This window comes from Nocardioides okcheonensis (assembly GCF_020991065.1).
Taxonomy (GTDB): domain Bacteria; phylum Actinomycetota; class Actinomycetes; order Propionibacteriales; family Nocardioidaceae; genus Nocardioides; species Nocardioides okcheonensis.
Genome location: NZ_CP087710.1, coordinates 2,707,044 through 2,727,149, shown reverse-complemented (window position 1 = coordinate 2,727,149; position 20,106 = coordinate 2,707,044). Strand labels below are relative to the sequence as shown.

Sequence of the window (20,106 nt, the reverse complement as noted above, 5' to 3'; positions counted from 1 at the left end):
AACCCCCCGTCGGGCGCCACGCGCCCGCGACCGCCGTACGCAAGCCGCAGGCCGATCCCCAGGAGCACCCGTGTCGAAGTCCACGAACCTCGCTGCCGAGAAGAAGAGCAGGCTCTTCTCCGTCAGGTTCCTGATCACCCTCGTGCTCGTCGTCGCCGGCATCGGCTGGCTCGTCTTCTACTACACCCAGGCCCGCGGCAACCCGCTCGCGTTCCCGCCGGTGGAGGGCTCGCCCAAGGCGGTGGCCGACCTGGGCCGCTGGAACTACGCGATCGGCTTCGGCCTGTTCATGCTCGGCCTGATGGTCGGCGCGCACCCCTCGACCCCGCTGGGGCGCGGCCGCGGCGTCGTCATCGGGATGCTCGGCTGCTTCCTCGTCGGCCTGCTGTGGATCTGCACCTTCTACGTCTTCTCCGACGACCTGTCGAAGCTGTGGATCTTCAACGACCTCGGCCAGTGGAACCTCGTCGTCGGCATCGCGTTCATGGCGGTCGGCTTCAGCTTCGCGACCAAGTGGGAGTAGGTTCTCCCTGACCGGTGCGCCGGTCCCGCGCCTCGAGCGGTGAGTGAGGCGCCTTCCTGGGGAAGGGAAGGCGTCTCTCTCACCGCTCGAGTCGATTTCGGGGCACCCCGGCACGTCCCCGGACGAGCGCCCCGTGCGCCGACTGTGCACAACCGACCCGGCCCGCCGCCCCGGTTGTCCACAGGCTGTCCCCCGCCGTAGTCCCGCTCCCGAGCGGGTCGTCGTTCTCCACACTGTGGATAACTCCTGTGGAGAATTACACCGGTGTAGTTGTCCACAGTTGTGTGCACACCTGTGGGAAATGCAGCGGCCCCCGCCCCCTGTCGTACGACGGGGAGCGGGGGCCGATGGGTCGGACCGGGCCAGGCGTCAGGTCAGCGCCGTGACCCGCACCAGGACGAGCACCACCAGCGCGATGGTGAGCATCGCCAGGCCGCCCCACTGCACGAGCGCGCGTTGCCGCTTCGGCGCGAAGGCGATCACCGCGGCGGCTGCGGCGCCGGCGACGAAGCCGCCGAGGTGGCCCTGCCAGGAGATCCCGCCGGTGAACAGGCCGTAGACCGTGATCACGATGCCGAGCATCAGGTTCTGCACGAGCGCCTGGGAGTTCAGCCGCGCCTTGCGGGCCACCACGAGCAGGGCGCCGAGCAGGCCGAACAGGGCCCCGGACGCGCCCACGGTGGACCCGCCGGGGCTGCTGAGCAGCATCACGGCCGCCGAGCCGCCGAGCGCGCTGACGAGGTAGACCGCGAGGAAGCGGGTGCGGCCGATGATGGCCTCGAGGGTGGGGCCGAAGAGGAACAGCGCGAACATGTTCATCGCGATGTGCCAGACCTGCACGTGGGTGAAGGCGCTGGTGAGCAGCTGCCACCACGCGCCGTCCGCGACGCCGGGGTGCCACGACGTCGTCGGGAGCGTGCCGCAGAGCGCCTCGCTGCCGACGCCGGGGTAGTAGCGGCCCGATCCGTCGGCGAGCTCGCAGCGCCCGCTCGGGGTGAGCCCGAGGAGGGCGAGCACGCGGGAGGACCCGCCGCCGGTCGCGGAGATCGACAGCCACACGAGCGCGTTGAGGGCGATCAGGACGAACGACGTGAGCCGCGGGTCCCCGCTGCGCTGGCCGCCGTACATGGCCCGGTTCTGCCGCGAACCCCGGTTGGCCTCCGCGACGCACTGCGGGCAGTGGAAGCCCACGGCGGCGTCGCGCATGCAGTCGGGACAGATCGGGCGGTCGCAGCGCTGGCAGCGGATCCAGGTCTCACGACCGGGGTGCCGGTAGCAGGTGGGCACCCCGGTCGCGGGCTGGCCGTCGGACGGCTGGGTCATCGTGCGGGTGGGTCAGCGCTCGACGGTGACGGACTCGATCACCACGGGCTCGACCGGGCGGTCCATCGCGCCGGTGGCCGTGGTGGCGATCGCGTCGACGACGTCGCGGCTGGCCTGGTCGGCGACCTCGCCGAAGATGGTGTGCTTGCGGTTCAGCCACGGGGTCGCGCCCACGGTGATGAAGAACTGCGAGCCGTTGGTGCCGGGGCCGGCGTTGGCCATGGCGAGGAGGTACGGCTTGTCGAAGACGAGCTCGGGGTGGATCTCGTCCTTGAACGTGTAGCCCGGGCCGCCGGTGCCGGTGCCGAGGGGGCAGCCGCCCTGGATCATGAAGCCGTCGATCACCCGGTGGAAGCCGAGGCCGTCGTAGTACTTCTCGCCGCTGCGGCCGGCGTCGTCGCGGTAGTCCTTGGTGCCCTCGGCCAGGCCGACGAAGTTCTCGACGGTCTCGGGGGCGTGGTTCGGGAACAGGTCGATGACGATGTCGCCCCGGTTGGTCTTCAGGGTCGCCTTCAGGTCGGCCATGGATGTGCCTCTCGGTGTGGGTCGTGCTTGCGGCCCCGATCCTCCCACGCACCACCCACCCGCCGGTCCTTCACCCGGACGGGCCTGTTGGCCCTAGGGGCGGCATGGTGAGATGGAGCCACACTGATCACAGGAGGTCACCGCATGCGTTTCGGCCGCAAGAAGTCCCTGAAGGACCGTGCCCAGGACTACGTCGAGCAGCTCTCGGACACCGTGCTGCCCCAGCTGGAGCACGCATGGGAGCAGGCCGTGGACAAGGCCGGGCCGGCGATCGCCGACGCCCGCGACAAGGCGGCCCCGATCCTCGCCGACGCCCGCGACAAGGCGACGGAGACCGCGCACGTCGGCGCTGCCGTGGCCGCGGCCAAGGCGACCGAGGCCCGCGAGAAGGCCGGCCCGGTCCTGGCCGCGAAGGCCACGGAGGCCCGCGACAAGGCGGCGCCGCTGCTCGCCGAGGCCCGCGCCACCGCCGCCGACAAGGCGTCCGTGGGTGCGTCGCTCGCCGCGGAGAAGGCGGCCGCGAGCCGCGAGATCGCCGCCGCGAAGGTCAACGAGCTGCGCGGCATCGAGCCCGAGCCCAAGGGCGGCAAGCTCAAGAAGGTCCTGCTGCTCGGCGGCCTGCTGGCCCTGGGCGGTTTCATCTTCAGCAAGCTCAAGGGCAAGCAGGACGACGGCGCGAACTGGCAGTCGACCTACGTGCCGCCCGCCCCGCCGAAGCCGGCGTCGCCGGCCGCTCCCGCCACCCCGGCCTCGCCGGCCGCCCCCGCCTCAGGTGCGACCCCCGACCCGCTGACGGACCCGCTCCTCGAGGCGCCGACCGCCGACGACGTCGTCACCCAGGACCCGCCCGCCTCCGACGACATCGGCGGCGGCGCCCCCGGTGAGGCGATCAGCGACTCGGTCGAGGAGGCGCACCCCGCCACCACGCCCGACGACCCGGCCGAGGTCATCGACGTCGACGACGTCCCGAAGAAGGACTGACCCCGACTTCACGCCACCCGGGCGGTGCGTGAGGAGGATTCCCCGAGCGGAAAACCCCCTTCACGCACCGCCCGGTGTCGTGTCCGGGGCCGACCCGCCCATGAGCGGTGCGTGAGGGGGATTCCGGTGCTCGAGAAGCCCCCTCACGCACCGCTGGCGGTGTCCCACCCACTTTCCGCGCGTACGGAACGTGGCTGGCGCACCGCTCCCGGCGTATCCGCGAGCGACGCGCGGCCCAGCGGTGGCCCACCCACACTCCGTGCGTACGGACTGTGGCTGGGGCACCGCTCGTGGCGTGTCCGGGGTCGACACACCCGCGAGAGGTGTCCCACCCACATTCTCCGCGTACGAAAGGTGGCTCACGCACCGCTAGGCGACGGGGCGGGCTGTACGCGCGGCGGCTCAGGAGAGCTCGGGGTGCTCGGCGCGCACCCGACGGGTGGCCCGGTGCTCGGCCCAGAACGACAGCACCGGGACGGTGCCGCACACCAGCGTGACCAGCGTGAACGGCAGGCCCCAGCGCGCGCGGCGCGAGAGCATGAAGGCGCTGAACAGGAAGATCATGTAGAGCCAGCCGTGCGCCACGCCGAGGTAGGTCGTGATCAGCTCGCCGGCCTCCTGGACGTCCGAGCCGGGCGTCACCCACGACGGCGTGCTGTCGAAGAAGCCCCACATCGAGGAGCCGTCGAAGTTCGCGAGCGGGACGCCGATCAGGCAGAGGACCACGAGCAGCACACCGACGATGGTGGCCATGACGCGGTACGCGGTGAGGTTGCGTTGCACGGCCGCCAACCTATCCGTCGACCGGTTGGTCGATCCGCTCACGGTCGGTGGGAGCGTCCGTCCCCGTGACCGGGGTCTCCTCCGCGGTCGTGGCGTCGCGTCGCCAGCGCCACCAGATGAAGGCCGCGAACGCGCCGAAGATCCACCACTCGAAGGCGTAGAGCAGGTTGCGCACGCCGGTGAAGGTGCCGGGGTCGGGCAGCGACGCGAGCTCGGCGACCTCGAGGCCGGGGCCGGGCTCCTGGTCGACGACGAAGGCGGAGTAGAGGTCGACGTCGACGCGCTGGACGGCGTCGGCGACCCGGATCTCCGGGAAGACGTCGTCGGTGGGGTCGTCGTCGACGGCGAGGCTCCCGTCGGGCGGCTGCAGCCAGCCGGTGAGGTCCGCCGACCCGTCCACGGCGAGCAGCCCCGCGTCCGGCTCGGGCGCCCAGCCGCGGACCACCAGGATCGCCTCGTCGCCGACCTGCAGCGGGTTCACCGCCCAGAAGCCGTCGCGGCCGTCGAAGGCCCGGTCGGCGACCCAGAAGCCGCCGTCGAGCCAGTCGCCCGACACGTCGACGGGCCGCCCCACGTCGGGCGCGGGGAACGGGTCGTCGTTGCCCATCACGTCGTCGAGCGGCACCGGCGCGAGCTCGGTGAGGTCGCGCGCCTCGTTGACGCGGTGCGCCTGCCAGGCGTCGTACTGCCACAGGCCGAGGCGACCGGCGAGCGCCACGAGGACCAGTGCCAGCACCGCGGCACCGAGGTCGGTGAGCAGCGGCGGCCGGCGGGTGGAGGTCACGACCTCGATTGTCCCAGCCGCCCGGTCACGCGACTCCAGCGGCCGGGCCGACGGGGCCCGCGCGTGTGACCGCCGCGACCCCGATGGCCCGAGGACGTCCGAGCCGGGCTCAGGCCGAGGCGAGCGCGAGCTTGACCGCGAACCCGACGAACACCGCGCCCACCGCGGACGTCGCGCCCGCAGAGAGCGCCCTGCGCCGACGGAACGCCTCCGCGAGGTGGGTGCCGCTGACGATGAGCACGCTGAGGTACGCCGCGCTGGCGAGCGTCGCGAGGGTGCCGAGCACGAGGAACGACACCACGGGACGCGGGTAGGCGGGGTCGACGAACTGCACGAAGAAGGCGACGAAGAACAGGATCGCCTTGGGGTTGAGCAGGCTGATGAGCAGCGCCCGGCGGTACGGCCGCTCGCCGCGCGCCCGCGCCTCGACGCCGGCCTCCGCGGTGGCGTCGGCGAGCTGGTCGCCCACGCTGCGCCGCGAGCGCCACATGCCCCACGCCGCGCGCAGCATGCCGACCGCCAGCCACAGCAGGTAGGACGCGCCCACCCACTTCACCACGCCGAACGCGGTCGGGTTGGCCTGCAGCAGCGAGGCGACGCCGGCCGCGGACAACGTCATCAGCACCGCGTCGCCCGTCCACACGCCCGCCGCCGCGGCGTACCCGCTGCGCACCCCGCGTCGCGCGGCGACGGAGAGGACGTAGAGCGAGTTCGGCCCGGGCAGCAGGACGATCAGGACCAGGCCGACGAGGTAGGTCGGGAGGTCGGTGATGCCCAGCACGGGACCAGTGTGGGGCTCGACGTGCCGGGTGCTGCGCGATTCCCGAGGGATGGGCGCGAGATCACACCGGAGCGGGAGGAGAGCTGGTGGAGCCTAGGGGACTCGAACCCCTAACCCCCTGCTTGCAAAGCAGGTGCGCTACCAATTGCGCCAAGGCCCCTGGTGGTGAAGCGTGGAAGGCTCAGGCCCGCTCGACGGTGTCGGTGGCCTCGGCCCAGAGGGCCTGCTCGGACTTGCCCTCGTCCATCTTGCGCTTCGCGAACGCCGCGCCGGCGGCGGCGATGACGACCAGCAGGAGCTTCTTCACGGACTCTCTCCTTGCGTCGAGGACGTCGAGGGGTGTGCGGTGGGCCTAACAGGACTTGAACCTGTGACCTCTTCCTTATCAGGGAAGCGCTCTAACCGTCTGAGCTATAGGCCCGCATCCGCCGCAGTGCGGCGACGCCAGAGGTTACCCGACCTCGGTCGGGCGGTGCCAATCGGGGATCAGCGCTCGTCCTCCGCGAGGGTGACCTCGATGCCGCCGAGCAGCGCGGCCGCGAGGTTGTAGAGGAACGCGGTCAGCGTGGCGATCGCCGTCAGCAGCACCACGTCGAGCACCGCGACCAGCAGCGTGAAGCCCAGGACCCGCGACATGCCGACGTAGTCGGTGACGTCGAAGGTCGAGTTGCCGCTGTCGCCCTCGACGATGCTCGCGACCGCGGAGTTGATCGAGTCCCAGACGCCGGCAGCGCCCAGCACCGACCACACCATGAAGATCGCGACGAACGTCACCACGCCGAACGCGACCGACAGCAGGAACGAGGTCTTCATGACCGACCACGGGTCGACGCGGGTCAGCCGGAGCCGGGCCCGGCGAGGCTGGCGCGAGGGACCCGAGCCCGAGCGCCGGCCCTTCTTCGCGGGCGCGGCGTTGGCCCGGTGCTCCTCGGCCGCGCCGGCCAGGGTGTCCTGGAGCTTCCCGGCGAACGAGCGGCGGGCAGGCTCACTGTCCGACGGACGACGCGGAGTCGCGGTGCGGTCCGACATGGATCACTCCTCGGTGTTCTCGTCGGCGGTCTCGGGACTGGTGTCGGCGGGCGCCTCGACGGCGTCCTGACCATCGATTGTTGCACCGTCGACCACCTCGGGCGATTCGGCGCCGGCCTCCTCGGCCTCCTCGACGACCTTCGCCTCGACCGAGCGGGCCACCACGGCCACCGTGTCGCCCTTCTTCGGCGTCACGAACTTCACGCCCATGGTGGAGCGACCCGTGGGACGGAAGTTGGCGTCGATCGGGCTCCGCACGACCTGCCCGCTGCTCGTGATCGAGAGGACCTCGTCCTCCTCCTCGACGATGAACGCGCCCACCAGGCCGCCGCGGTCCTCGTTGGACAGCGACATCGCCTTGATGCCGATGCCGCCGCGCGACTGCAGGCGGTACTCCGAGATCCGGCTGCGCTTGGCGAAGCCGCCGTCGGTGATGGTGAAGACGTACTGCTCCTTCACCTCGTCGGACTCCGCGGCGTCGCCCTCGACGGCCTCCTCGGCCTCGACCTGCGCGGCGCGGATCACCGACATCGACAGCAGCGAGTCGCCGTCGCGGAACTTCATGCCGCGTACGCCGCCGGTGGCGCGCCCCATCGGACGCAGCTGCTCGTCGTCGGCCTTGAACCGGATCGACTGGCCCTTGCGGGACACCAGCAGGATGTCGTCGTCGCCGTTGACCAGCTCGGCGCCGATCAGCTCGTCGTCGTCCTCGCGGAAGTTGATCGCGATGACGCCGGCCTGGCGCGGGCTGTTGTAGTCGCCGAGCTTGGTCTTCTTGACCAGTCCGGTCCGGGTGGCAAGCACGAGGTAGGGCGCCTGCTCGTAGTCGCGGATCGCCAGCACCTGGGCGATGTCCTCGTCGGGCTGGAAGCTCAGCAGGCCGGCCACGTGGCCGCCCTTCGCGTCGCGGGCCGCCTCGGGGAGGTTGTAGGCCTTCGTGCGGTAGACCCGACCGGCGGTGGTGAAGAACAGCAGCCAGTGGTGGTTGGTGGTGGAGATGAAGTGCTGCACGACGTCGTCGCCGCGCAGCGTCGCCCCGCGTACGCCCTTGCCGCCGCGCTTCTGCAGCCGGTACTGGTCGGCGCGGGTGCGCTTGGCGTAGCCGCCGCGGGTGATGGAGACGACGAGGTCCTCGTCGGGGATCAGGTCCTCCATCGACAGGTCGCCGTCGGCGGCGATGATCTGCGTGCGCCGCTCGTCGCCGTACTTGTCGGTGATCTCCTTGAGCTCGTCGGCGACGATCTGCCGCTGGCGGGGCTCGTTGGCCAGGATGTCCTCGAGGTCGGCGATCACGCGCTCGAGCTCGGCGAGGCGGTCCATGATCTTCTGCCGCTCGAGGGCCGCGAGGCGGCGCAGCTGCATCTCGAGGATCGCGTTGGCCTGGACCTCGTCGATGTCGAGCAGCCGGATCAGGCCGCTGCGGGCCTCCTCGACGTCGGGGCTGCGCCGGATGAGGGCGATCACCTCGTCGAGCGCGTCGAGGGCCTTGGCGAGGCCGCGGTAGATGTGGGCCTGGCGCTCGGCCTCGGCGAGGCGGAAGCGCGTACGCCGCTGGATGACCTCGATCTGGTGGGTGACCCAGTTGGAGATGAACTGGTCGATCGGCAGCGTGCGCGGCACGCCGTCGACCAGCGCCAGCATGTTGGCGGAGAAGTTGCTCTGCAGCTCGGTGTGCTTGAACAGGTTGTTGAGCACCACGCGGGCGACGGCGTCGCGCTTGAGGATGATGACCAGGCGCTGGCCGGTGCGCGAGCTGGTGTCGTCGCGGACGTCGGAGATGCCCTGGATCCGCCCGGAGTCGGCGAGCTCGGCGATCTTGAGCGCCAGGTTGTCGGGGTTGACCATGTACGGCAGCTCGCTGATGACGAGCATCACCCGGCCCTTGGCGTCCTCGTCGATCTCGACGACCGCGCGCTGGGTGATCGAGCCGCGTCCGGTGCGGTAGGCCTGCTCGATGCCCTGGCGGCCGACGATGAGCGCGCCGTTGGGGAAGTCGGGGCCCTTGATCCGCTCGACGAGCGCGTCCTGGAGCTCCTCCTTGGTGGCGTCCGGGTGCTCGAGCGCCCACGTCGCGCCCTCGGCGACCTCGCGGAGGTTGTGCGGCGGGATGTTGGTCGCCATGCCGACGGCGATGCCGGCCGAGCCGTTGACCAGCAGGTTGGGGAACCGCGAGGGCAGGATGGTCGGCTCCTGCGAGCGACCGTCGTAGTTGGGGCGGAAGTCGACGGTGTCCTCGTCGATGTCGCGCACCATCTCCATCGCCAGCGGCGCCATCCGGCACTCGGTGTAACGCATGGCGGCGGCGGAGTCGTTGCCCGGCGAGCCGAAGTTGCCCTGGCCGTTGATCAGCGGCGCGCGCAGCACCCACGGCTGCGCGAGGCGCACCATGGTGTCGTAGATCGCGGTGTCGCCGTGCGGGTGGTACTGGCCCATCACGTCGCCGACGACGCGCGAGCACTTCGAGAAGCCGCGGTCGGGGCGGTAGCCGCCGTCGTACATCGCGTAGAGGATGCGGCGGTGCACCGGCTTGAGGCCGTCGCGCACGTCGGGCAGCGCGCGCCCGACGATGACCGTCATCGCGTAGTCGATGTAGGACTGCTGCATCAGCGTCTGCAGCTCGATCGGCTGGATGCGGTCGTCGCCGAAGCCGAAGCCGTCGCCGCCGCCGGCGTTGTCCGTGGGGATCTCAGTCATGATTCGTCTCTCTGAAGCGTTCTAACGATGTCTAGGGCTGGTCGTAGAGGCGACTAGCGGCCTAGATATCGAGGAAGCGCACGTCCTTGGCGTTGCGCTGGATGAACGAGCGGCGCTGCTCGACGTCCTCGCCCATCAGGATCGAGAAGATCTCGTCGGCCTGGGCGGCGTCCTCGAGCGTGACCTGCTTCATCAGCCGCGCGTCGGGGTCCATCGTGGTCTCCCACAGCTCGTCGGCGTTCATCTCGCCGAGGCCCTTGTAGCGCTGGACCGGGTTCTCCTTGGGCAGCTTCTTGCCCTGGGCCTGGCCGTCGCGCAGCAGCGCGTCGCGCTCGGCGTCGGAGTAGACGAACTCGTGCTCGGCGGGCTTGTTCCAGCGCAGCCGGTAGAGCGGCGGCTGGGCCATGTAGACGTAGCCGTGCTCGATGAGCGGCTTCATGAAGCGGAACAGCAGCGTGAGCAGCAGCGTGTTGATGTGGTGGCCGTCGACGTCGGCGTCGGCCATCATCACGACCTTGTGGTAGCGCAGCTTCTCGAGGCTGAACTCCTCGTGGATGCCGGTGCCGAGCGCCGAGATGATCGCCTGGACCTCGGTGTTGGCCAGCACCTTGTCGATGCGGGCCTTCTCCACGTTGAGGATCTTGCCGCGGATCGGGAGGATCGCCTGGATGCGGGGGTCGCGGCCCTGGCGGGCGGAGCCGCCGGCGGAGTCGCCCTCGACGATGAAGACCTCGCACTCGGCCGGGTTGGTCGACTGGCAGTCGCTCAGCTTGCCGGGCAGGCCGCCGCCGCCGAGCAGGCCCTTGCGGTTGCGGGCGAGCTCGCGGGCCTTGCGCGCGGCCATGCGGGCGTTGGCCGCGGCCTGCGACTTGCGCACGATCTCCTTGCCCTCGGCCGGGTTCTGCTCCAGCCAGGCGCCGAGCTGGTCGTTCATGATCCGCTGGGTGAAGCCCTTGGCCTCGGTGTTGCCGAGCTTGGTCTTCGTCTGGCCCTCGAACTGCGGCTCGCCGAGCTTGATGGAGATGATCGCGGTCAGGCCCTCGCGGATGTCGTCGCCCGAGACGCGGTCCTCCTTCTTCTTGATCAGGCCCCACTCCTCGCCCCAGCTGTTGACCAGCGAGGTGAGGGAGGCGCGGAAGCCCTCCTCATGGGTGCCGCCCTCGTGGGTGTTGATGTTGTTGGCGAAGGTGTGGACCGACTCGGTGTAGGAGGTGTTCCACTGCATCGCGACCTCGAGGCTCATGTGCTGGCCCGTGGCGCCCTCGGCGGTCTCGGCCTCGAAGGAGATGACGGTCGCGTTGGCGACGGTCTTGCGGCGGTTGAGGTGCTCGACGTAGTCGACGAGCCCGCGGTCGTACTTGAAGACCTGCTCGAGCCCGCCGGTCTCCGCGCGCTTGATCGCGTCGTGGCCGGCGTTGTCGATGGTGTTGTCGATGGTCTCGTCCTCCACCGCGTCGACCCGCGACTCGGCGTCGGCGCGCTCGTCGCGGACGACGAACTCGACGCCCTTGTTGAGGAAGGCCATCTCGCGCAGCCGCGAGGTGATGGTCTCGAGGTGGTACGTCGTGTGCTCGAAGATGTCCTCGGAGGCGTACCAGGTGACGGTCGTGCCGGTCCGCTCGCCCGGCTCCATCGGCCGGACCTGGGCCAGGTCGGCGTCCGGGACGCCGAGCTGGAACGACTGGCGCCACACGTGGCCGCGGTTCTTCACCTCGGCGACGAGGTGGGTGGACAGCGCGTTGACGACCGAGACGCCGACGCCGTGCAGACCGCCGGAGACCTTGTAGCCGCCGCCGCCGAACTTGCCGCCGGCGTGGAGCATGGTCAACGCCATCGTGAGGGCGGGCATCTCCTGGCCGGGCGCGGTGTCGGTGGGGATGCCGCGGCCGTTGTCCTCGACCCGCACGCCGCCGTCGGCCTGCAGGGTCAGCACGATCCGGTCGGCGTAACCCGCGAGCGCCTCGTCGACGCCGTTGTCCACGATCTCCCAGATCAGGTGGTGCAGGCCGCGCTCACCGGTCGAGCCGATGTACATGCCCGGACGCTTGCGGACCGCCTCGAGCCCCTCGAGGACCTGGATGGCGGACGCGTCGTACTCGGTGCCCTCGTCGACCGCGGTGCTCGAGCGCTTCTCGACGGCCTCGGTCGCGTCGGCGACGGACTCGGCGAGCGCCTCGGCGCGCTCGGCCTCGCTGGGACCCTCGGAGGGGGAGGCGGACTGTGGGTCTGGAGCGGAGTCGGAGATCTGACCTGGGGTGAACTCGGGGTTCTCTTCGCTCAAGGCACGGCCTTCTGCTCTTCGCCCACGGGGCGCTCGACATGAGTCGAGTCGCTGCGGCTGCGCGAGCAGATCCGACTGCGACTCGTTGCTCCATACTACCCGTGGGAGGCCCTGAACCCCAGTACCAACCCGGCAGCAGGGGAGGACGGGACCACATTTCTTCCCTCAGGGGGCCCACAGGGCCGCGTCTCGCGGCCGAACAGGGGGGTTGGTGGGGCCCCCCACCACCGCGAGGCCCGCAGATCGGCAGATCTAGCCTCGCGTCGGCGCGGCGCCCTCAGCCGTAGGTGTCGCGCGGGCCGCGGCCGTCGCGGCTCGAGAGCCGGCCCTTGGTCCAGGTCGGCAGGTGCGGGCCGAGCACCTCGATGAGGGTGACCGTCCCGTGCCCGAGGTCCTCGTTGAGCCGGCGCACGACGGTCGGCGCGAGCAGCTTGAGCTGGGTCGCCCAGGCCGTCGAGTCGGTGCGGACGACCAGCCGGCCGTCGTCGAAGGACTCCGGGGTGCAGTGGGCCGCGACCTCCTCGCCCACCAGCTCGGCCCAGCGGCCGAAGACGCCCTGCACCCGCAGGTCGACCTCCCAGCCGTGGCTGGCGATCAGGCGACCCATCGCCTGCTCGAGCAGCTGCGGGTCGCGGTCGTCGGACGCGCCCCGGTCGCCTTGCCGGGCGTACGCCGCCGCGCCGGGCCGCGCCGCCGCGCCGGGGGCGTGCCGGGGCTGGCCGCGGCGCGCGGCGGCGGCCCGGGCGAGGTCGAGCCCGTCGGGCTGGTGCTCGGGCACCGCGGTCTCCGGCGTCTCCGGCACCTCCGGCGTCCCGGACCCCTCGTCCGGCCCGTCCTCAGTCGTCACGGGTGACCTGCCCGTCGGCGACCCGGAACCGGGTGCCGCGCAGCGCCTCGGGGACGTCGGCGGCCACCGCGGCGGTGACCAGCACCTGCTCGGCGCCGGCGACCAGCTGGGCGAGCTGGCTGCGCCGCTCGGTGTCGAGCTCGGCGAAGACGTCGTCGAGCACCAGGATCGGGTCGTCGCCGTCGGCGCGGAGCAGGTCGTAGGAGGCCAGCCGCAGCGCGAGCGCAAACGACCAGGACTCGCCGTGCGAGGCGTAGCCCTTGACCGGCAGGCGCAGGTCCCCGGGATCGGGTCCCGTGCCGAGGGTCAGCAGCAGCTCGTCGCGGTGCGGGCCGACCAGGGAGATGCCGCGGTCGAGCTCGTCCTTGCGGCGCGCGGCGATGGCGTCGAGCAGCGCCTGCTCCAGGGGAGGCCGCGAGCCTTCGTCAGGGCGCTCGGGAGCCTCCGCCTCGACCACCGCATCGCCGGTCACCGAGGGGACCTCGATGCTCGCGCGGTACTCCAGGTCGGCGTCGTCGCGGCTCGCGCCGCGGGCCACGGCCTCGTAGGCCTTGCCGAGGTAGGGGCGCAGCTCCTCGACCAGCGCCAGGCGGGCGCCGAGCAGCTCCGCGCCGACCCGCGCCAGGTTCTCGTCCCAGATCTCGAGGGTGGCCAGCGCCGCGTCGCGCGACCCGCCGCGGGCCAGGCCCGCGGTCTTCAGCAGGCTGTTGCGCTGCTTGAGGACCCGGTCGTAGTCGCTGCGCACCCCGGCGAGGCGGGGCGTGCGCAGCACCAGCAGGTCGTCGAGGAGCTTGCGCCGGTCGGACGGGTCGCCCTTGACCAGCGTGAGGTCGTCGGGGGCGAAGACCACCGTCCGGACCAGGCCGATCAGCTCCCGCGGCCGGGGGAGGGGGGACCGGTTGATCCGGGCGCGGTTGGCACGTCCGGGGTTGAGCTCGACCTCCAGCAGCGCGGTGCGCCCCTCCTTGACCACGGACGCCCGCACGATCGCCTGGTCCGCGCCGGCGCGGACCAGCGGGGTGTCCGTGGCGACCCGGTGCGAGGAGAGCCGGGAGAGGTAGTCGATCGCCTCGACGAGGTTGGTCTTGCCCTGGCCGTTGCGTCCGATGAACGCCGTCGCCCCCGGCTCCAGCGCGACGTCGAGGTCGGCGTACGAGCGGAAGTCGTGCAGGGAGAGGTGGGCGACGTGCACTTAGCTCTCGCCGGGCTCCGCGCCGTCGCCCGCGCCGGCCTTCCTCGAGGTCTCCGACTGCTGGGCACCGGCCGAGCCCTCGGCGTCGCCGCCCTTGGGGGCCGACGACCGCACCGCGTGCCCGCCGAACTGGTTGCGCATCGCGGCGACGGCCTTCATCGTCGGCGAGTCGTCCTGCTGGGAGACGAACCGGGCGTAGAGCGCGGCGGTGATCGCGGGGGTCGCGACGCCGTGCTCGATGCCGGCCTCGACGGTCCAGCGTCCCTCGCCCGAGTCGGCCGCGTAGCCGGCGATCCTGCTCAGCCCGGGGTCCTCGTCGAGGGCGTTGACCATGAGGTCGAGCAGCCAGGACCGGATGACCGTGCCCTCGCGCCACGAGCGGAAGACCTCGGTCACGTTGTCGGTGAGCTCGGCCTTGTCGAGCAGCTCCCAGCCCTCGGCGTAGGCCTGCATGATCGCGTACTCGATGCCGTTGTGGACCATCTTGGAGAAGTGCCCGGCGCCCACCTTGCCGGCGTGGACGGCGCCGAAGTCGCCCTCGGGCTTGAGCGCGTCGAACGCGGGCTGCACCTTGGCGATGTCGTCGGCGTCGCCGCCGTACATCAGCGCGTAGCCGTTCTCCAGGCCCCAGACGCCGCCGGAGACGCCGCAGTCGACGTAGCCGATCTTCTTCTTCGCGAGCAGCTCGGCGTTGGCGATGTCGTCGGTCCAGCGCGAGTTGCCGCCGTCGACCACGACGTCGCCCTCACCGAGGAGCTCGCCGAGCTCCTGGACGGTGGCGCGGGTCGCGTCGCCGGCGGGGACCATCACCCACACGACCTTCGGGCTCGGGAGCGCGTCGACCAGCTCGGCGAGGGAGCCGACGTCGCTGACGTCGGGGTTGCGGTCGTAGCCGACGACCGTGACGCCCGCGCGGCGCATGCGCTCGCGCATGTTGCCGCCCATCTTGCCGAGACCGATCAGTCCGATGTCCATACCGGGAGCCTAGCCGTGCCGCTCACGTCGCGGCACCGGTGCTCGGGGGTGCCGGCCGGCCCTGGCGGGGCAGCGTGTCAGGACAGCAGCCGGCGCGGCATCAGCAGGTAGCGGAACGAGCTGGTGTCGTCGTCGGCGTCGGTGCCGGAGATGACGACCGGCTTCGTCGCCTGGGTGAAGGACAGGTCGACGAACTCCCCGTCGATGGCGGTCAGGCCGTCGAGCAGGAACTGCGGGTTGAAGCCGGTGGTGAGGTCGTCGCCGGTGATCTCGGCGTCGACCGCCTCGGTCGCCATCGCCTCGTCGCCGGACCCGGCGTCGAGGACGATCTGGTGGTCGGCGAACTTGAGCTGGACGGCGGTGTTGCGCTCGGCGACGAGCGCGACGCGCTTGACGGTCTCGATCAGCTCGGCCTTGTTGACCTTGGCGACGGTGAGGTGCTCGGCGGGGAACAGCGAGCGGACCTTGGGGAACTCGCCGTCGAGGAGGCGGGTCGTGGTGCTGCGTACGCCACCGAGCCCGGTGCCCTCGAAGCCGATCAGGCCCTCGCCGGCACCGCTGGCGCTGAGCGCGATGGTGACCTCGACGCCCGAGGTGAGGGACTTGGCGGTGTCGCCGAGCACCTTGGCGGGCACGAGCGCGGCGACGGACTCGTCGGGCGACTGCGGGTTCCAGGTCAGCTCGCGGTGCGAGAGCCGGAAGCGGTCGGTGGCCAGGAGCGCCATCGTGGAGCCGTCGATCTCGATCCGGACACCGGTCAGGACCGGCAGCATGTCGTCGCGGCCGGCCGCGGTGACGGCCTGGGACACGGCGTGCGCGAAGTCGGCGCTGGAGACCGTGCCCGTGGCCGAGGGCATCTCGGGCAGCGTCGGGTAGTCCGACACCGGCATCGTCTGCAGGCTGAAGCGCGCGGAGCCGCAGGTGAGCGAGACCCGCGGACCCTCGAGCGTGAGCTCGACCGGCTTCGCGGGGAGGCTGCGGCAGATGTCGGCGAGGAGGCGGCCGCTCACCAGGGCGCGGCCCTCGTCGTTGACCTCCGCGGTGAGCGTCGCGCGGGCGGAGGTCTCGTAGTCGAAGGTCGACAGCACCAGGCCCGCGTCGCTGGCCTCGATCAGCAGGCCGGCGAGGACCGGGGAGCTGGGGCGGACCGGCAGGCTGCGGGCAGCCCAGGCGACGGCGTCGGCGAAGACGTCTCGTTCGACGCGGAACTTCACAAGGGTCTCCTCGGGAGAGGTGGGTGAGCGACGGTTCGACCGGCAGGCGCGGTCGGGCGACGCGCATGCGCGTGGGAAGTGCATCCTGCCACGCGCACCGAGCCGACCGGCAGGGTTCTCCCCAGAGGAGGGGCCGTTCGGTGTTGGTGGGAGATCTGGCCAGTCTTGAGGTTCACAGTCGTCGTAGGGTCCGTGGAAACTGTGGATGAGCGGGGTTTGCGCTGGTCAGCGGGCCACGACCCTGTTGACGACGGGTGTGTACGACCTCGGCCGCCCATGGCACCGGGTGTGGACGGGACCGGGATCCGTGTAGTTCGTCCCGAGGTGTCCACAGGGGGTGGGGAGGAACGGCGGGACCGAATCACAACTTCTCCACACGACAGCGGCCGCCGCGACGCGGGTGCGTCGGGCGGCCGTGACGGTGGTCGTGGTGCGGGTGCGTCGGGTGGGGGCTCACCCCTGGCGGGCCTGCATCTTCACCCGGTTGGTGAGCTCGCTGACCTGGTTGAAGACCGCGCGGCGCTCGGCGAGCAGCTGGCGGATCTTGCGGTCGGCGTACATGACGGTGGTGTGGTCACGCCCGCCGAACTCGCGCCCGATCTGCGGCAGCGACATCGAGGTGAGCTCGCGGCACAGGTACATCCCGATCTGCCGGGCCATGACGAGGTGGCGCCCGCGCGAGGGGCCGGTCAGGTCCTCGAGCGAGACGCCGAAGTACGCCGCGGTCTGGGCGATGATCAGGGCGTGGGTGATCTCGGGCTCGCCGCCCTCGGGGATCAGGTCCTTGAGCACGATCTCGGCCAGGGTCATGTCGACCTCCTGGCGGTTCAGGTTGGCGAAGGCGGTGACCCGGATGAGGGCGCCCTCGAGCTCGCGGATGTTGGTCTGGATCTTCGAGGCGATGAACTCGAGCACGTCCGGCGGCGCGGTGAGCCGGTCCATCGCGGCCTTCTTGCGCAGGATCGCGATGCGGGTCTCGAGGTCGGGCGGCTGGACGTCGGTGATCAGGCCCCACTCGAACCGGTTGCGCAGCCGGTCCTCGAGCGCCTCGAGCCGCTTGGGAGCGCGGTCGGAGGTCAGCACGATCTGCTTGTTGGCGTTGTGGAGCGTGTTGAAGGTGTGGAAGAACTCCTCCTGGGTCTGGGTCTTGCCCTCCAGGAACTGGATGTCGTCGATCAGGAGCACGTCGACGTCGCGGTAGCGCCGCTTGAACCGGTCCTGCCGGTCGTCGCGGATCGCGTTGATGAACTCGTTGGTGAACTCCTCGCTGGAGACGTAGCGCACCTTCGCGTTGCTGTAGAGGCTGCGGACGTAGTGGCCGATGGCGTGCAGCAGGTGGGTCTTGCCCAGGCCGGACTCGCCGTAGACGAGGAGCGGGTTGTACGCCTTGCCGGGCGCCTCGGCGACCGCGACGGCGGCCGCGTGCGGGAACCGGTTGGACGAGCCGATGACGAAGGTCTCGAACGTGTACTTGGGGTTGAGCCGGGTCTCCAGCGCGGACGGCCGACGCTCACCCGTCGAGGCGCCGGCGCCGGAGGGCTCGGTCGCCTCGGCGTGGGCGGAGTGGTCCGTCGCGAGGTCGAGGGAGTCATTTGTCGACAAAGCGACATGTCGATCAGTCGACTCCTCCGGCACCAGGGGAGAGTCCTCCAGCGCCGGGTTGACCGTGACCAGCATCCGGATCTCACGACCGAAGCCCTCGGTGAGCGCGTCCTCGATGTGGTTGCGCAACCGGCCCTCGAGCTGGTTGCGGGTGAAGTCGTTGGGCACCGCGATGATCGCGGTGTTCTCGTGCAGCGTCATCGGCACGCTCGGGCGCAGCCAGGCGCGCTGGTTGGGCTGGAGGTCCTCGACGATCTGCTGCCATGCCGTCCCGAGGTCTACCTGCTGCTCGTCCACCGGACCGCCTTCGTTGGTCACCGTCGTCTGGGTCCTGCCGGGCTCGGCCTGACCAGTTGGTCCACAGAGTTGTCCACAAGCTGTGAACTCGTTGCGCCCCGCGCGGGGGCTGAGTTCTCCACAGCTCGTGCTTCGCCGCCCGTCCCCCTGTCGGTGCAGGTCAGCAGGCATTTCCGGGGTTCACCGCAGCGACGTGCACCCGAGCGGGGAACCGAGGCGGCCGGCGAATTCCACAGGCCGTGGAGGCGGGAAACGTAACAACCCGGCGAGGGGGTGGGCAAGACGTCATCCACAGGGGTCCGCGACAGGGGGCCGCGCGGGTTTGACCCCCTGTTCGGCCACCGCGTACCGTTGGCCGGTCGCTCCGTGTCGACGGGTGCCGCATGTCCACGATCCACCACCAGGTGGCCACGTGGGTGGGCGGTGCCGGCCGAACGTGCCCGATCTGGGCCAGCACCTCCCGCGCAGTGGAGTGGACATCCCTCGAAACCTTCGGAGAAATAGCCGTGAGCAAGCGTACGTACCAGCCGAACAACCGTCGCCGTCACAAGGTGCACGGCTTCCGCCTGCGGATGCGGACCCGCGCCGGTCGCGCGATCCTGTCGAGCCGTCGCCGCAAGGGCCGCAAGAGCCTGGCTGTCTGACGGCCCCGGCCCACGGCCAACCCGCCGTGCTCCCCCCGGCCCACCGCCTGACCGACAGCGACGGATTCCGTCGCGCGGTCCGTGGCGGACGCCGCGCCGGCTCGTCGACGCTCGTGGTGCACCTCTGGGTGGACCCGGACGGTGTCGCCGGCCCGGTCGAGGTGGGGTTCACGGTCAGCAAGGCCGTGGGCAACGCCGCCACACGCAACCGCGTGAAGAGACGACTTCGTCACCTGACCCGGGAGCACCTCCCCTCGCTGGAGGAGCTTCCGGGTCGTGCTGCACTCGTGGTCCGGGCACTCCCGGCCGCGGCCGGGGCGTCGTACGACGCGCTCGCCGCGGACCTGGGTCGTAGCCTCGAGCGCGTGAGCAGAGCATGAAGCACGTCCTGATCGGCCTGATCAAGGCCTGGCGGTTCGCCATCAGCCCGCTCTACGGCCAGGTCTGCCGCTACCACCCGACCTGCTCGGCGTACGCCCTCGAGGCGGTCACCGAGCACGGGGCGGTCCGCGGCACCTGGCTGGCCCTGCGCCGGATCACCCGCTGCCACCCGTGGGCCGCCGGCGGCTACGACCCCGTTCCCTCCCGCGCCACCAAGGCCGCGGAGTCACCTGCAACTCGAGGAGCTTGAGTGCTCGACTTCTTCGGAACCATCGGCGGCGCGATCATGACGCCGCTCTACTACGCGGTGTCGTTCGTGCTGGTGGGCTTCCACAGTCTCTTCTCGACCTTCCTCGACCCGGCGAGCGGTGCCGCCTGGATCCTGTCGATCGTGGGCCTGACGCTCACGATCCGGGCCGCGCTCATCCCGCTGTTCGTGAAGCAGATCAAGTCCAGCCGGAACATGCAGCTGATCCAGCCCAAGGTGCGCGAGCTGCAGAAGAAGTACGGCCACGACCGGGAGCGTCTCGCCCAGGAGACGATGAAGCTCTACAAGGACTCGGGCACCAACCCGTTCGCGTCCTGCCTGCCGATCCTGCTGCAGATGCCGATCTTCCTCGCGCTGTTCCGGATGCTCGACCAGGCGTCGAAGAAGGGCAAGGCGCACGGGTTCCTCGACGAGACCCTCGCGCGGCAGTTCGGCGACTCCAAGCTCTTCGACACGATCCCGGTCTCCGGCACGTTCCTCGACTCCGGCGGGGTCGTGGGCGTGATGGTCCTCGCCGCCCTGCTGGTCCTCGCCATGACGGCCACGACCTTCCTCACCCAGCGCCAGCTGATGAGCAAGAACATGCCGGCCGACGCGCTGTCGGGCCCGTACGCCCAGCAGCAGAAGCTCCTGCTCTACGTCCTCCCGGTCGTCTTCGCCGTCGGCGGCATCGCCTTCCCGATCGGCGTGCTCGTCTACTGGACCGTCTCGAACCTGTGGACGATGGCCCAGCAGTTCTACGTGATCCGCAACAACCCGGCCCCGGGCACCCCGGCGGCCGACGCCAAGGAGCAGCGCGACCGCGCGAAGGCCGAGCGCAAGGGCGTCAAGACGCCGGCCCAGCTCGAGGAGGAGCGCCTGGCCGCCGAGGCCGAGGCGCGGCGCGAGGAGAAGTCGCAGACGCGCGTCCAGCCCCAGCGGCAGACGAAGGCGCAGCGCACCAACAAGAAGAAGAAGCGCTGACCCCACGAACCCCACGGTG

General features: G+C 70.9%; 20 protein-coding genes and 2 tRNA genes. 6 read left to right on the top strand and 16 right to left on the bottom strand.

All coding sequences use genetic code 11. The annotated features are described in order from the left end of the window. Positions 1-70: 70 nt before the first annotated feature. Entirely contained in the window at positions 71-523 is a 453-nt protein-coding gene (locus LN652_RS13225) for a cell division protein CrgA (protein ID WP_230441094.1), read from the top strand. Between the two features lie 369 nt (positions 524-892). Here the strand turns inward: LN652_RS13225 and LN652_RS13220 are convergent, their stop codons facing one another. After that, positions 893-1,846 (bottom strand): rhomboid family intramembrane serine protease, encoded by a 954-nt coding sequence (locus LN652_RS13220; RefSeq protein ID WP_230441093.1) that lies wholly within the window; start codon positions 1,844-1,846, stop codon positions 893-895. 12 nt (positions 1,847-1,858) lie between these two features. Further along, a complete protein-coding gene (locus tag LN652_RS13215) occupies positions 1,859-2,371 on the bottom strand; it encodes a peptidylprolyl isomerase (protein WP_230441092.1) in 513 nt (170 codons plus the stop codon). A gap of 144 nt (positions 2,372-2,515) precedes the next feature. On the opposite strand from LN652_RS13215, the gene LN652_RS13210 reads away from it, so the two are divergent. Next, positions 2,516-3,352: a hypothetical protein gene (locus LN652_RS13210; protein WP_230441091.1), complete on the top strand. Its 837-nt coding sequence runs from the start codon at positions 2,516-2,518 to the stop codon at positions 3,350-3,352. Positions 3,353-3,754: 402 nt separating this feature from the next. On the opposite strand, the gene LN652_RS13205 is transcribed toward LN652_RS13210, so the two are convergent. From LN652_RS13205 to dnaA, 14 genes are all read right to left on the bottom strand, one after another. Next, positions 3,755-4,135 carry a DUF3817 domain-containing protein gene (locus LN652_RS13205; protein ID WP_230441090.1) on the bottom strand — a complete coding sequence of 127 codons (381 nt, stop codon included), beginning with the start codon at positions 4,133-4,135 and terminating at the stop codon, positions 3,755-3,757. 10 nt (positions 4,136-4,145) lie between these two features. Further along, a complete protein-coding gene (locus LN652_RS13200; protein WP_230441089.1) occupies positions 4,146-4,919 on the bottom strand; it encodes an SURF1 family protein in 774 nt (257 codons plus the stop codon). A 109-nt stretch (positions 4,920-5,028) separates the two neighbouring features. Beyond that, positions 5,029-5,700, bottom strand: a complete 672-nt coding sequence (gene leuE, locus LN652_RS13195) for a leucine efflux protein LeuE (protein ID WP_230441088.1) — start codon at positions 5,698-5,700, stop codon at positions 5,029-5,031. 84 nt (positions 5,701-5,784) lie between these two features. Further along, positions 5,785-5,860: transfer RNA gene (locus tag LN652_RS13190), tRNA-Ala, on the bottom strand. A 21-nt stretch (positions 5,861-5,881) separates the two neighbouring features. Then, positions 5,882-6,007 (bottom strand): DLW-39 family protein, encoded by a 126-nt coding sequence (locus tag LN652_RS13185; RefSeq protein ID WP_230441087.1) that lies wholly within the window; start codon positions 6,005-6,007, stop codon positions 5,882-5,884. Between the two features lie 40 nt (positions 6,008-6,047). Next, positions 6,048-6,121: transfer RNA gene (locus LN652_RS13180), tRNA-Ile, on the bottom strand. Positions 6,122-6,186: 65 nt separating this feature from the next. Next, on the bottom strand, positions 6,187-6,729 hold the full coding sequence (locus LN652_RS13175; protein ID WP_230441086.1) for a DUF3566 domain-containing protein: 543 nt from the start codon (positions 6,727-6,729) through the stop codon (positions 6,187-6,189). A gap of 3 nt (positions 6,730-6,732) precedes the next feature. Beyond that, entirely contained in the window at positions 6,733-9,423 is a 2,691-nt protein-coding gene (gene gyrA / locus LN652_RS13170; RefSeq protein ID WP_230441085.1) for a DNA gyrase subunit A, read from the bottom strand. 61 nt (positions 9,424-9,484) lie between these two features. Continuing rightward, positions 9,485-11,668: a DNA topoisomerase (ATP-hydrolyzing) subunit B gene (gyrB, locus tag LN652_RS13165; protein WP_407941558.1), complete on the bottom strand. Its 2,184-nt coding sequence runs from the start codon at positions 11,666-11,668 to the stop codon at positions 9,485-9,487. Between the two features lie 313 nt (positions 11,669-11,981). Beyond that, on the bottom strand, positions 11,982-12,551 hold the full coding sequence (locus tag LN652_RS13160) for a DUF721 domain-containing protein (protein ID WP_230441084.1): 570 nt from the start codon (positions 12,549-12,551) through the stop codon (positions 11,982-11,984). Continuing rightward, entirely contained in the window at positions 12,541-13,743 is a 1,203-nt protein-coding gene (gene recF, locus LN652_RS13155; RefSeq protein ID WP_230441083.1) for a DNA replication/repair protein RecF, read from the bottom strand. The genes LN652_RS13160 and recF overlap by 11 nt, the downstream gene beginning before the upstream one ends. After that, positions 13,744-14,718, bottom strand: a complete 975-nt coding sequence (gnd, locus tag LN652_RS13150; RefSeq protein WP_230441082.1) for a phosphogluconate dehydrogenase (NAD(+)-dependent, decarboxylating) — start codon at positions 14,716-14,718, stop codon at positions 13,744-13,746. Positions 14,719-14,795: 77 nt separating this feature from the next. Then, entirely contained in the window at positions 14,796-15,932 is a 1,137-nt protein-coding gene (dnaN, locus tag LN652_RS13145) for a DNA polymerase III subunit beta (protein WP_230441081.1), read from the bottom strand. A 453-nt stretch (positions 15,933-16,385) separates the two neighbouring features. Further along, complete coding sequence (gene dnaA / locus LN652_RS13140) at positions 16,386-17,852, bottom strand: chromosomal replication initiator protein DnaA (RefSeq protein ID WP_407941499.1); 1,467 nt, start codon at positions 17,850-17,852, stop codon at positions 16,386-16,388. Positions 17,853-18,337: 485 nt separating this feature from the next. Here dnaA and rpmH point away from each other — a divergent pair, with 485 nt between their 5' ends. From rpmH to yidC, 4 genes are read left to right on the top strand one after another with little or no spacing between them, the layout of a single operon-like run. Beyond that, a complete protein-coding gene (gene rpmH, locus LN652_RS13135) occupies positions 18,338-18,475 on the top strand; it encodes a 50S ribosomal protein L34 (RefSeq protein ID WP_011758123.1) in 138 nt (45 codons plus the stop codon). Positions 18,476-18,501: 26 nt separating this feature from the next. Then, positions 18,502-18,855 carry a ribonuclease P protein component gene (gene rnpA, locus LN652_RS13130; RefSeq protein WP_230441080.1) on the top strand — a complete coding sequence of 118 codons (354 nt, stop codon included), beginning with the start codon at positions 18,502-18,504 and terminating at the stop codon, positions 18,853-18,855. Then, positions 18,852-19,106, top strand: coding sequence for a membrane protein insertion efficiency factor YidD (yidD, locus tag LN652_RS13125; RefSeq protein ID WP_230441079.1), 255 nt, complete (start codon positions 18,852-18,854; stop codon positions 19,104-19,106). The genes rnpA and yidD overlap by 4 nt, the downstream gene beginning before the upstream one ends. Positions 19,107-19,142: 36 nt before the next feature. Beyond that, positions 19,143-20,087 carry a membrane protein insertase YidC gene (gene yidC / locus LN652_RS13120; protein ID WP_407941556.1) on the top strand — a complete coding sequence of 315 codons (945 nt, stop codon included), beginning with the start codon at positions 19,143-19,145 and terminating at the stop codon, positions 20,085-20,087. Positions 20,088-20,106 lie beyond the last annotated feature (19 nt).